Genomic DNA, 13137 nt, shown 5'->3' on the forward strand with positions numbered 1-13137 from the left:
CCCTCATATTCAAGTATTTTAGCTGATCTCAAGTAATAACATGCAAGATGAGTGTTAAATATTTGTTGTCGATATCAAATATTTACCAAATCAATATTGCAGCGCAACATAACAAATACATGACTCAACATCTAACGAACTGGAAGTAATCGCCGCTAAACCCGGTTCAACTGTTTTTTCAATCGACACCTTACTAACAGCCCTCACCCTACAACCTTACCAAAAGGATAGATTGACTATTAGGCCTGCCAGCAGGTGACTTCAACCGTAAAATTTAAAATAAATCAAATAGTTACCAAACAACCGTTTGCTTAATGGTTACATTAGATTAACCATGATTAATACCTTAGGTCAACAGAAACGCCCCTGCCCGAAATGACATGCGCCCAAGAGAAGAAACTGGGTTGCGAATTTATATTGGTATCAAACAATTATCTTGAGCCGCCGCTTTTTCTCGCGCTAATATTCCGGCCAGTTATTTACCAACCCCCAAACGTAGAGAGTAAAGCATGCCAATTTATAACAGTGTCGCCGAGTTACAGAATGATATGCAGACTTGGCGTCGGGATATTCATCAACATCCAGAACTCTGCTTTGAAGAAGTTCGAACCGCTCAAATTGTCGCAGAGAAACTGAGAAGCTGGGGAATTGAAGTTACAGAAGGCATTGGGAAAACCGGTCTGGTCGGTACATTAAAGTGTCAGGGTAATAGCGGGCGCTCCATCGGCATCCGGGCTGATATGGATGCTTTGCCCATGCAGGAACTCACCGGCTTAGAATATCAGTCCGTATACGAAGGCAAGATGCATGCCTGCGGACATGATGGACATACTGCCATTCTATTGGGGGCCGCCAAACATCTTTCAGAAAATCCAAATTTTGATGGAACGGTTCACTTTATCTTCCAGCCAGCCGAAGAAGGCGGCGGAGGCGGAGATGCCATGGTCAAAGACGGCCTCTTTGAGCGCTTTCCATGTGACGGTGTCTATGGTCTTCACAATATGCCAGACCAGCCCAAAGGTACTTTTCACATCAAAACAGGACCGCTAATGGCCTCTGCAGATGCAGCTTATGTCACTATCAAAGGAAAAGGTGGGCATGCAGCACATCCCCAAAGGTCAATTGATCCACTGATGGTCGGAGTGCAGCTTCATACAGCGCTTCAAACGATCGTTTCGCGAAATGTGAGCCCGATTGACAACGTGGTGGTTTCCGTTACCGAATTCCATGCTGGCACTGCTCAAAATGTCATAGCCCACGATGCAAAACTGACAGCATCTATTCGGACGACAACACCAGAGCTTCGGGACATGGTCGAAAAGCGTTTCAAGGAGATCTGTGCGGGTCATGCTGCGAGCTTTGGCGTGGAAATTGACGTTGAGTATCAACGGAATTACCCTTGCACCGTCAACCATGAGAAAGAAACAGAAATTGTCGCCCGTGCTGCTAAAGCGATTGTTGGTGCAGAAAATGTCAATACCAATGCGCCGGTCCGCATGGGAAGCGAGGATTTCTCCTTCATGTTGGAAGCCTGTCCTGGTGCCTATATCTTCCTTGGTCAGGCAGACGAGGATCATACTCACAGTGTTCACCACCCCAAATATGATTTTAATGATGAAATTCTGAGTATCGGAGCAAGTCTTTGGGTAAAACTGGTGGAACAGGAACTTCCCAGGAGCTGACAAAACCTAATAAAGGAAAAACCAGTGGCAGCCGAACTCAGGTCGTTTTACTCAGAAGATTATATTCACCTGATAGCTGCAGAGCTATCCACCCTTCTCCCTTTGAATGTGGATAGCTTCAAAACCCATGTACTGGCAGAGCCATGGGAAGATCTTTCCTTGAAGGAGCGCTCTTCCCGCCTCACCGATGCTCTGGTTACTTTTCTGCCTGCTGATCCGGAACCAGCAATCGAAATTCTGAAGCAACTGCTGCCAAGAGTAAGCGGGGACGCCCAAAAATATGCAGATATGCTGTCGATTTTCATTCCGGATTACATTGTAAGACGAAAAAACGACATATCCCTCAACCTTGCACTTGAGGCCCTTACATTTTTTACATGCAAGGGGACCACATCTGAACTGGCTATTCGACCCTTCCTAATTGACTCCCCTGCTGAAGTGATGAGCCGTTTCTATGAACTGGCAAAACATCCTCATCCTCATGTCCGCAGGTGGGCTTCTGAAGGATGTCGGCCACGCCTACCTTGGGCCATAGGCTTACCAGAATTTAAAAAAGACCCAAATCCAATTCTTCCAATTTTGGAGACACTTTGCAAAGACGACAGCAAATTTGTCCAAAAAAGTGTCGCGAACAATCTAAATGATATCGCCAAGGATCACCCCTCAATTGTTTTGGCTTTTGCTGAGAAATGGCGGGGAACACACCCGAACACGGACTGGATCTTAAAACATGGCCTTCGAACGCTCCTCAAACAGGGCAACCCCAACGCACTGGCCCTATTTGGAGCGACACCTGTTGAAATTTCTACGCCAGAATTAAAACTGAACAGAGCGACCATAGGAATTGGGGAGACACAGGATTTTAGCTTCACGGGCATGATAAAGGGAACGCTTCCCCAAAAACTTCGCATCGAATACGCGGTGGATTTTGTCAAATTCAACGGGACGACCTCACGAAAAGTCTTCATGATTAGTGAAGGGTTGCCCAAACACGGGGAAATTTTAATTCGAAAATCCCACCGATTTACCGATTTCACCACCCGAAAACACTATGCAGGCGATCACCAAATTTCCGTCCTGGTAAATGGTGTAGAAATTACATCCGCCAATTTTCAACTTTTAGGCTAAACCGCCAACATTCCTTCTGAAGCGTCAAGTCACCAGCAATTGGCTTAAAACATAATATGTTAATACTTCTAATGTATCGTCGATAGAATGAGGAGCATCGCATCTTGCAGGCGGCTGTTACTTTGATACCACGTAAAAATCGTTAGGGGATTTCTTTGAAAAACTCAGTTTGGTTGCCAGCGATTGTTTTTATTATTGGTCTGTTCTCTAGCGTCTTAGTCTGGCTTTATCTCGATAACCAGCGAACCACAGCCCAAGCCAGACAAATTATCAGTCAAACTTCATATGTCACCGACTTATTAGCTGCAAATATTAACTCTGGACTTCCTGCTCTCCAGAGAATTGTTGGGCGCTGGGCGGCCAGCGGCGGTACCCCCAAACACGAATTCTTAAGCGATGCAAAGGCATACACGGTCGATTTCGAAGGCCTTCATGCGGTAGGCTGGGTAGACAAAAACTTCTACGTCCGCTGGATAGCACCCGAAGAAGGGAATGAAGCGGCGATTGGCTTTTATCTTGGGCAGGAACAAAGAAGAAGACAAGCCCTGGAAACAGCAAGAGATGAAAATAATACAACCATGACATCACCAATAAATTTGGTGCAAGGTGGCAAAGGCTTCATCGTATACTTGCCAATTTATCTGAATGGAAATTTTGACGGTTTTGTCTCGGCAGTCTATCGCATTGAACCTTGGCTTAGGCACATTTTCCAGCAATCTGACCGTCGAGAAGAGTTTTCCTACTCCGTGAAAATAGACGATGAAGCGGTTTTTAACGAAGCTTCTGCCAACTCAAGTAGTACTTCTTCCGGCCACACCGACTATGTGGAGATGATGGGACACAGGATCGCCGTCAAAACAATACCGACAGCACAATTTTATTCCTCTCAAACCAACAGTGTGCCCGAGATTGCAATAATAATCGGATTTATTCTAACTCTCTTACTCACCGCCATAACGCATCTATACTTAAAAGCCAGAGCAGCAATAAATACAGCCCTTGCCGCAAAGGAAGAAGCAGATCTGGCAAACAAAACAAAATCAGAATTTTTGGCAAGTATGAGTCACGAGATCAGAACTCCGATGACAGGAGTGATTGGTTTTGCTGACCTCTTGCTGAATGAAAACTTAAGTAAAGACATCAAGCTAAAAGTCGAAAACCTAAAACAGGCATCAACATCCTTACTCACAATCATCAACGATATTTTAGACCTATCTAAGTTAGAAGCTAACAAGCTCGAAATTGAAGACGTCAGCTTCGACCCCTCTTTGATAGCAAAAGAAGTCGTTCAGCTTTTCTCTGAGACTTGTCCACCGGAAAAGAAGTCGCGGCTATCAATCGCAGTAAAGCTCGATCCCAATCTACCTGAGAGAATTTCTGCAGATCCGACAAGACTAAAGCAAGTCCTCATGAATTTAGTCGGGAATGCGATTAAGTTTACAGATCGTGGTTCTGTTACGCTCCATTGCACTCAAGAAGCAGAGGATAACTTGCTCAAATTCAGTATCGTGGATACGGGTATTGGTATCGATAAGAATATCCAAGAAAAGTTGTTTGATGACTTTATCCAAGCGGACGCTTCTATCAGCCGTAAATATCAGGGGACGGGTCTGGGACTTTCCATATGCAAGCGTCTAGTTGAACTTATGGGTGGAAAAGTTGGTGTAGACAGCGTTCCTGGGAAAGGAAGTACTTTTTGGTTCACATTCCCTTACTATCAACCTCGCGAAGTTGCGGAAATAGAAGATAGCTCATCACGCGTAGAAGAAATACCTCAGTCAGTTAAAGAACTTTCCATCCTTGTTGCAGAAGACAATGAGTTTAATCGAACCATCATCCAGGCAATCTTAAACAACATGGGTCACCAAAGTCGTTTTGCGATTAACGGAATGGAAGCAGTCGATGCAGTTAGGAATAATGATTTCGACCTTATCTTAATGGATGTCCGCATGCCTGAACTTTCAGGTCCGGATGCCACGCGACAAATCCGTCTTCTGCCTGGCTTAAAATCTCAAGTTCCAATCATTGCATTTACTGCAGATGTGATGGCGGAGAATATTCAGTCTTATTTTGACGCCGGCATGAACGGGTTTGTCAGTAAGCCGATTAACCGCGAAGAACTCGCAATGGCAATCAGTAGTGCGATCAAAGAAACTTAAAATATGTTTGCAAATTAAGACACTGCTTCAGACCATTATCCGCACCTCGCTTAACTCCGGCGGAGTGTTCCAGTAATAACATAGTCCAATGCATCAACAACCTGCTCTGGCTCCCGCGCCATACCACGTGCACCCGCATCCACTTCTTTCAACGCGTGATCATGCTCCTCGGGATGTAATGTGATATAAGGAATGCCAAGTGCCGCCGCTTGGCCAGCGTCAAAGGCAGCGTTCCATTGCTTATATTTTTCACCAAACCTTACAATCACTAAATCAGACTCTTTCAAGAGTGTCTCGGTGCGCACACTATTGAGCAGAGCTCCTTTGTGATCGAACCAGTATTTCTGGTCTTCTGATCCCAAGATTTCTGATCCACAATCATCACTGTCCGCATGAACAGTAACCGGACCATGGAAAACAACAGGTAAGTTTCTGTCTTTCGCACCGTTGATAATTCTTTCGCGCCAATCGGTGTGGATTTCACCTGACAGATACACAATCCAGGTTTTCTCGCTCATATTTTCTCTCTTCGCTCTAAATGGGAATTCTTTTGTACAATTCTCTGTCGCCTCTGTCATTCCATGATGTGAAATTACGTGCCAGAACCTATCTTGCTTTGACAATTTTAAAGAATGTCTTGAAAGCGCCATTTTCTTCGCAAAGATAAAGATAAATCAGGTTGGGGATTCAACGAAAAGGAGCATTCCGATGAAAATACTCAAGGGCTTGGTCATACTGTGCGCCTTTGCTAGCTGGGGAAACAATGCTTTAGCAGCCGAACTTGAGGAACACAGCCTTCGCGGTTTTCCCAAAAGCTTGGATGGCACAAAAACATATGACGGCAACACCTTAACCCCAGAACAACTTAAGGCGTGTTTACAAGCTTCCCGCAAGCTTGATTTGTTGAGTAACATTCTGGATAGTCAGGCAAATGGGTTCAATAAAACTGTTGCCGACCTGAATGACCTGGCCGCAAAAATCAAAGCTTCTCAAGCTTATTTGGATGCCAACCCAACGAAGGGCATCAATGATGATGCAGCGATGGAAGCCCGAAATGAGAGAGTGAAAAACCACAACCAAATGGTATCAGATTACAACTCTCGAACAGCTGCCTATGAAAAAGAGACAGCAAGCTATGAGCAAAACACAGTTCGATATGCGGAACTCAGGGAAGATTTTTCAGAAAACTGTGCAACCAAACAGTTTTACAAAGAAGATATGGATGCAGCCCTGATTGAAAACTAAGATAGTATTCGTTAACAATAAGGGCCCCTATTTGCTTTAAGTGTCAGCCAATGCCCTTATTTAAACGATACAAATATGATTGTGTGGATGGTGCCCGCTTCGGCCGGTTTAAGGGCGGCGTAAACACGACTTTTATTATTTACCGGATTGGCAGCACTGTGATTGATACGGGACCTTCCAATCAATGGAGATATGTAAAAAGATTTTTAGATGAAAAGCCAGTCGAGCAGGTCTTGCTCACCCATCATCATGAGGATCACAGCGGCAATGCCGGCCGAATATCTGAGTATTTTAATCTCAAACCGCTCGCCCCTTCGCTTAGTCAGGACAAACTGCGTAAGGGATATAAAACGCCCCTTTTGCAAAAACTGATTTGGGGATCTCCAAGAAAAGTTGAGACCAATCCACTACCGCAAAGTCTGACTCTTTCCAACGAATTGCACCTGACGGCCCATCATACCCCAGGACATGCAAAAGACCTTCATGTGTTTCATGTTCCAGAACGAGGTTGGCTCTTTTCTGGGGACCTCTATATCTCAAAATCTTTGAAATACCTAAGAAGTGATGAAGACCTTAGTCTTCTGATGAGCAGCATAGAAAAGGCGCTTAAGCTCGATTTTGATCGGCTATTCTGTCCGCACCGTGGTATTTTGGAAAATGGCAAGGCTGAGCTCCAACAAAAACTGACCAATATGCAAGAGCTGTGTGAAAAAGTTCATGAGCTTCATACAAATGGAGCTGAAGTGGAAGAAATCGTGATACGCCTGTTGGGTCCAGAAGACCATATGGCCAAGGTCACCCGATATAATTTTTCCAAACGCAATCTGTTCACCGAGGCCCTAAAAGTAAAAGCAGCTTAAACTAGATCTTCGGCATATCAGAAACCTCAACTCGGATCTCGCTTTCCGTATCACCCGTGTGGGAAGTCTCTGCTTTCGTAATATTGATCAAATATACTTCCTCTTTTGCCTCGGGCATATGCTCTACACCCTTTGGAATCACTAACATCTCGCCGGCTTGAACAGTTTCCACCCGATCTCGAAAATTCACTGTTAAAGTCCCTTTGACAACTATGAACAATTCATCTTCATCCTGATGAGCATGCCAGACAAATTCATCCTTCAACTTTGCCAATCGCACATGCTGGCCATTTGCTTCTGCGACGATATGAGGCGTCCAATATTTTGAAAATTGATCAAATTTCTGGTCCAAATTAATTGTTTGCATGTTTTCCTCTTTAGCAAATCCCGAAATAAAACTTGTCAATCTTTACCCGTCATTAGATAATTAGAGAATGTAATTATATTAATTTGTATCATTAGAATATATAATACCATGAACCGAAATATTGATATCCAACTGCTCAGAACCTTTAGAACCGTTGCAGCAACCGGGAACATGACCCAGTCAAGTGCACTTCTCAATCTCACGCAGGGTGCTGTTAGTCAGCAGGTTCGAAGACTTGAAGATCAATTAGGCTGTCAGCTTTTCAAGCGTCAAAAGGACGGAATGCACCTAACCGCGGAGGGAGATCGGCTTTTTGCCCGATCACAGGATCTAATTCGTCTTAACGATCAGATCTGGAACGATATGACAGAACCAGAGTTTAAGGGAGAGCTGACTTTAGGCGTTCCCTTGGATTTGGTTGAAGGAAGCCTACCGCAAACTTTGAGATTATTCGCCGACCAGTTTCCAGATGTGAATATTACCCTAATTGCCGCGCCAACACTGGAACTACAAAGACATTTTCAGGATGGAAAACTCGATATTACCTTGATGGAAGAGCTACCTTCAGCCCTAACCGGTGAAACTCTCTTTAAGGACCAGCTTGTCTGGATTGCGGCGAGAGGCAGTAAAATCAGGCAACAGAACCCGCTCCCGCTCTCCATTGCCAGCAATGACTGCGTTTTTCGGTTACCAACAATTACTGCCCTGGATCAGGCGGGTAGAAAATGGAAACGAGTCTATGAAAGCAACAATATCGATGCCGTACAAGCAATGATCCAGATGGATATGGCCGTCGGAATCTTTTTAAAAACCCTGGTTCCACCAAAACTTGATTGGTTTAAAAGCGGAGACGGATTTCCGGTGCTTCCTGAGTTTCATATCACGTTATCCGTTGCAGAAAGTCGGCAAAAAGACCTTGCCAATCACCTTGCCGACTTTATTCGCCGTGGATTTACTCTCAAGCAAGCTGCCTGAAAGTTTTACGAACCCTTAAATCGGGAAATGTAACGGCCCATCCTGAATGGTCATCCAGCGAAGCTCCGTAAACTGATCAATTCCAGCCTTACCCCCAAAACGACCATAACCAGACTCCTTCATACCACCGAAAGGCATCTGAGCTTCATCATGTACAGTCGGACCATTGATATGACAGATCCCGCTTTCAATGCGCTGAGCTACCGACATAGCCCGCATGGCATTTTGACCAAAAACAGAGGCTGACAATCCATATTCGGTGTCATTGGCAATCCGAACGGCTTCATCGACACTGCCCGCCCGATAGATACAGGCAACTGGTCCAAAGGTTTCCTCACGATAAATTCTCATGGAGGGAGAGACCCGATCCAGCAAGGTAGCCCCAATAATCGTTCCATCCACAACACCGCCGGCCAGCACAACAGCACCTTTGTCCACCGCATCAGTAATCAGTTCCTGAATACGTTGTGCGGCCGTTTTGTCTACGACAGACCCAAGAGGTGTTTTTCCTTCACGTGGATCGCCAGCTTTCAGGGTTCGGACTTTTTCGGTTAGTTTTTCGACAAAGGGATCAGCAATGGCTTCATCCACAATAACCCGTTCGGTAGACATACAAATCTGACCCTGGTTCATGTAAGCGCCAAACGCCACTGCCGCGACAGCATGATCCAGATCTGCATCGTCCAGAATAACGGCAGGCGCCTTACCGCCCAGCTCCAACAAAGCAGGCTTGAGATGACGACCTGCTGTTTCAGCAATCAATTTTCCAACACGGGTTGAGCCCGTGAAATTTATCCGTCTTACTGCCCGGTGTGCAATCAATGCTTCAACAATTTCGGATGCTGTCTCAGGTGCATTCGATATCCCGTTAAGCACACCGTTTGGAAGACCACCTTCCGTCAAAGCCTCCAGGATCTGCATATGAGTATTCGGGCAAATCTCAGAAGTTTTCATCACCACGCTATTTCCGCAAGCCAGCGGCATGGCGATGGATCTTACCCCAAGGATCACAGGTGCATTCCATGGTGCAATGGACAGAACAACCCCAACGGGCTGACGAACAGCCATAGCGAGACTTCCCGGGCGGTTCGACGGAATAATCTCCCCGGAAATCTGGGTGGTCATAGCAGCTGCTTCAACCAGCATATCAGCTGCCAGTCCAACATTGAACATGGCCCAAGCGGTGGTAGCCCCAATTTCGTTGGCCATAGCCTCGACAATTTGGTCGGATCTGGACTTTAAGGCGTCAGCTGCGCTCAACAAAACTTCCCGACGGCCTTTTGGTGATGTTTCTGACCACTCTGGAAATGCCATGGCTGCAGCGTCGGCTGCTTTTAAGGCATCTTCCACCGTCGCGGCTGCGGCTCGCGTCGCCACCTCGCCAGTGATTGGGTTTTGGCGCTCAAAAAACGCACCGCCAGCTGCTTCCTGGGAGGAGCCATTAATTAAGAGATCAACGTTTTTCATGAATATATTCCTGATTAAATTTCAGCAGAGGTTCCGAGATAGGCTTTTTCCAAATTTGGATCTGAGAGAAGCTCTTGCGCACTCCCCTCTCCGACAATGCGACCTGTTTCCATGACATACCCTCGATCCGCAACACCAAGACTGGCTTGGACATTTTGTTCGACGATGAGCATGGAAACCCCGGACGCACGGATTGATTTCAAGGTTTCGAACAATTCGTTCACAACGATAGGAGCAAGACCAAGGCTCGGTTCATCCAGCATTAGAAGCTTTGGAGCAGACATCAGCGCACGTGCAATCGCAACCATCTGCTGCTCACCGCCAGACATAGTCCCAACCAGTTGACTTGCCCTTGCTTTCAGCTTGGGAAACAAGTCAAACACATAGGCTTTATTCTCTTTTTCACGTGCTCGACCATTGCGGGTATTCGCGCCGAGTAAAAGATTGTCTTCTACGGAAAGAGCTGGAAATAACCCCCTTCCCTCAGGCACTAGGGAGAGCCCGAGATCCACTCGCTGATGAGCTGCCATATTCGTTAAGTCTACCCCATCGAACGATATACGAGTATTGTCGGAATAGGCTTCCAGCCCGGATAACGCTTTTAGAAGTGAACTTTTTCCAGCCCCGTTTGAACCCAGGATCACGATGGTTTCACCTACCGCCAGCTCAAACGACACATTGTCCAGCGCCAAATGCTTTCCATAGGATAAGGATAAACCTGAAAGATTAAGCATGGTGCGGGGCTCCCAGATACGCTTCGATAACATCCTGCTGTCGCAGAACCTCATCTGTCGGGCCATCAGCGATTTTCTCGCCCGCATTCATAACTATGCAGCGGGGGCAAAGTTCTCTGATGGCACTCATAATATGTTCGACGATCAGTATGCTGGCGCCAGCATCGCGAATGGATTTGATCAGCTCAATCCCTGTCTTCAACTCTTCCGGTGTCAAACCAGAGAGCCATTCATCCAACAATAAAAGGTGCGGATCAGCTGCAAGCGCCCTTGCAAGCTCAAGTCTCTTGCTATCAATATAGGTGAGGGAAGCTGCTGGTAATTCGGCTTTGTCCGCAAGTCCGACCAAATGCAATTTCTCCATAGCCTTACTTTCAGCCTCATGACCCCATTTGGGATTTGACCCAAAAGCCAGCCCACTGACTGCATTTTCCAGCACAGTCATGGATGGCAATACCTTTACAAGCTGAAAGGTTCTAGCGATCCCACGTTTGGAAATCTGATCAGGTCGGAGATTTTGAATTTGCAGACCTTCAAATTCAATCTGTCCTGAGGTTGCCCGGTGTGCCCCAGAAATCATATTCAACAAAGTGGTCTTTCCGGAACCGTTTGGCCCCAGCAAGCCGATCACCTCACCGGCTGAAAGGGTAAAACTCACATCCCGTACTGCCGTCAGGCCACCGAAGCGTTTTGTCAGGTTTATGGTTTGCAAGAGTTGCGTCATTTTGCGGCCCCTCCCAACCGGAACCGATCAATAAACTCCAAAACCCCTTTAGGGAGCAGGAACACAATGAGGATGAAGACGGCCCCCAGAAGAATTGAATAATGGTTTGGGAAATTGGCTGACAGCCATTCAAACAATAAAAACAGGGGAATAACACCAAAAATGGGCCCTAATAATCGATGCGGTCCGCCCAGCAAGGCCATGATGACCGTTAAAAAGGATACGGTTGGATTAAACACAATACTGGGTTCGATATAGACCCACCGCGGTGCCTGAATTGCCCCCACGAGCGTCATGATGGATGCGCTAATTGCAAAAAGGAGCAATTTGGTTCTGGTGATGTTGATCCCAACATGGGAGGCAACAACTTCATCCTCACCAATGACCCGAAGGGCCATTCCTGTCCGGCTGTTTTTAATCCACCAGGCAATTCCAAAAGTAATTGCGGCCAATACCAAAAGCATCCAGTAAATATGCTGAGCCTCAAATGGCAGGAAGATGTAGCGGCCAAGCGTCCCGGTGATATTCACCTCGTACCATGTGATAAGCTGACGAACCAATTCCGCAAGACCGAAGGAAAAAATCACGAAATAGACCCCTGCAAGACGCAAGGTTGCAATGCCAACAGCCAAAGACATCACTAGGCCAATTCCAACGGCTACGAGCAATATCAGGGGATAAGCCAAATCCTCATTGAGGACAGCCACCACATAAGCACCAACCCCATAAAAAGCCACGGTAGCCAGTGAGATATAACGGGTTGGACCTGAAAACAGGGACCAAGCCTGGGCGAGAATTGCATAACTGACAATGCCGATCATCAGCCCGAGGCCATAATCCTCAAAGACAAGAGGTGCAAACCCCAGTAATCCAACCAGCCCAGCGAAGAGGCTAAACTTGATACTCATTTTCATTTAACTCACGCTTTTTCCAAACAACCCTTGAGGCCGCCAGAGCAGAAGAACCAAAAAAATCAAGTAAGTTGACGCCAGTGTCAGACCCGGATCCAGGTAGGCTGAAACGAAGGCCTCGACCAGTCCCAGGATGAGGCCCGCCAACAAGGCACCGAGGAAATTTCCGACCCCGCCCATAATCACCACAATCAAAGCTTTCATTGTAAAAACAACACCAGCTGTTGCTGTAAATGTCTGGAACATGGATATCACTACGCCAGCTTGGGCCGCCAACATTCCCCCAAAAGCGAAAGCGAGTTGCGCAACCCGGTCCACATTAATAGCGACCAAAGGCGCATTTTCTGGTCGCTGTGCCACTGCTCGCAAAATCAATCCCCACCGGGTAAACTTAATCAGCAGAAAAAGGCCAACCCCCAGGAACATCGCGAGGCCAAATGCAAGAACTTGATTGGCGGCAATGATAACGCCGAACAGGTTCAAGGGAACATTCAGATAGCTATAACTCTGGAAATCCGCTCCAAATATGACGAGGAGAATACCCTGTATCAGAAAGAGTAATCCAAAGGTCACCAGGATCGAGTCTATTTCCAGACTGCCCCCCTTTTGCGACCTTTTGACTAGCGGAGCCATCAGAACAGCGTAAATCACGTATGATGCGATAAATGCCGCCGGGCCCACCAGCAAAAGACTAAGTAAAGGGTCCAAGTCCAATGTTGAGACCAGAACAAAGGTCGCAAAAGCAGCGACAATTACAAATTCCCCATAGGCTAGGTTCATAATCCGGGAGACACCATATTGCATGGTCAGGCCAAGCGCGGCCAATGCATAGGTTCCTCCCAGAACCAACCCGATAACAAGAGAGGTTGTCAGCATGTTTTGCGA

13 protein-coding genes are annotated in these 13137 nt (G+C 46.5%); 6 read left to right on the forward strand and 7 right to left on the reverse strand.

The window, feature by feature from the left end; all coding sequences use genetic code 11:
• Positions 1–509 precede the first annotated feature (509 nt).
• The 3 genes from HH301_RS02540 (at position 510) to HH301_RS02550 (ending at position 4969) form a co-directional block, all read left to right on the forward strand.
• Positions 510–1682 carry a M20 aminoacylase family protein gene (locus HH301_RS02540; protein WP_169566503.1) on the forward strand — a complete coding sequence of 391 codons (1173 nt, stop codon included), beginning with the start codon at positions 510–512 and terminating at the stop codon, positions 1680–1682.
• Between the two features lie 24 nt (positions 1683–1706).
• Positions 1707–2810, forward strand: coding sequence for a DNA alkylation repair protein (locus tag HH301_RS17585; RefSeq protein ID WP_169566504.1), 1104 nt, complete (start codon positions 1707–1709; stop codon positions 2808–2810).
• Between the two features lie 155 nt (positions 2811–2965).
• Entirely contained in the window at positions 2966–4969 is a 2004-nt protein-coding gene (locus tag HH301_RS02550; protein ID WP_169566505.1) for a hybrid sensor histidine kinase/response regulator, read from the forward strand.
• A 50-nt stretch (positions 4970–5019) separates the two neighbouring features.
• Here the strand turns inward: HH301_RS02550 and HH301_RS02555 are convergent, their stop codons facing one another.
• The gene (locus tag HH301_RS02555) at positions 5020–5487 is read right to left on the reverse strand and encodes a YtoQ family protein (protein ID WP_169566506.1); all 468 of its coding nucleotides are present in this window, start codon (positions 5485–5487) and stop codon (positions 5020–5022) included.
• Positions 5488–5677: 190 nt separating this feature from the next.
• On the opposite strand from HH301_RS02555, the gene HH301_RS02560 reads away from it, so the two are divergent.
• Together HH301_RS02560 and HH301_RS02565 are read left to right on the forward strand one after the other, a co-directional pair.
• Entirely contained in the window at positions 5678–6214 is a 537-nt protein-coding gene (locus HH301_RS02560) for a hypothetical protein (RefSeq protein WP_169566507.1), read from the forward strand.
• 50 nt (positions 6215–6264) lie between these two features.
• Positions 6265–7074 carry an MBL fold metallo-hydrolase gene (locus HH301_RS02565; protein WP_169566508.1) on the forward strand — a complete coding sequence of 270 codons (810 nt, stop codon included), beginning with the start codon at positions 6265–6267 and terminating at the stop codon, positions 7072–7074.
• 1 nt (position 7075) lies between these two features.
• On the opposite strand, the gene HH301_RS02570 is transcribed toward HH301_RS02565, so the two are convergent.
• The gene (locus HH301_RS02570; RefSeq protein ID WP_169566509.1) at positions 7076–7441 is read right to left on the reverse strand and encodes a cupin domain-containing protein; all 366 of its coding nucleotides are present in this window, start codon (positions 7439–7441) and stop codon (positions 7076–7078) included.
• 108 nt (positions 7442–7549) lie between these two features.
• On the opposite strand from HH301_RS02570, the gene HH301_RS02575 reads away from it, so the two are divergent.
• Positions 7550–8416, forward strand: a complete 867-nt coding sequence (locus HH301_RS02575; protein WP_169566510.1) for a LysR family transcriptional regulator — start codon at positions 7550–7552, stop codon at positions 8414–8416.
• 15 nt (positions 8417–8431) lie between these two features.
• Here the strand turns inward: HH301_RS02575 and HH301_RS02580 are convergent, their stop codons facing one another.
• The 5 genes from HH301_RS02580 to HH301_RS02600 are packed head-to-tail and all read right to left on the reverse strand — an operon-like array spanning position 8432 to position 13128.
• Positions 8432–9883, reverse strand: coding sequence for an aldehyde dehydrogenase (locus tag HH301_RS02580; RefSeq protein WP_169566511.1), 1452 nt, complete (start codon positions 9881–9883; stop codon positions 8432–8434).
• Between the two features lie 14 nt (positions 9884–9897).
• On the reverse strand, positions 9898–10617 hold the full coding sequence (locus tag HH301_RS02585) for an ABC transporter ATP-binding protein (protein ID WP_169566512.1): 720 nt from the start codon (positions 10615–10617) through the stop codon (positions 9898–9900).
• Complete coding sequence (locus tag HH301_RS02590; RefSeq protein WP_169566513.1) at positions 10610–11341, reverse strand: ABC transporter ATP-binding protein; 732 nt, start codon at positions 11339–11341, stop codon at positions 10610–10612. Before HH301_RS02590 ends, HH301_RS02585 begins: the two co-directional genes overlap by 8 nt.
• Positions 11338–12255, reverse strand: coding sequence for a branched-chain amino acid ABC transporter permease (locus tag HH301_RS02595; protein ID WP_169566514.1), 918 nt, complete (start codon positions 12253–12255; stop codon positions 11338–11340). Before HH301_RS02595 ends, HH301_RS02590 begins: the two co-directional genes overlap by 4 nt.
• Entirely contained in the window at positions 12256–13128 is an 873-nt protein-coding gene (locus HH301_RS02600; protein WP_169566515.1) for a branched-chain amino acid ABC transporter permease, read from the reverse strand.
• Between the last annotated feature and the right edge of the window lie 9 nt (positions 13129–13137).

Source organism: Sneathiella limimaris (assembly GCF_012932565.1).
In the GTDB taxonomy this organism is placed as follows: domain Bacteria; phylum Pseudomonadota; class Alphaproteobacteria; order Sneathiellales; family Sneathiellaceae; genus Sneathiella; species Sneathiella limimaris.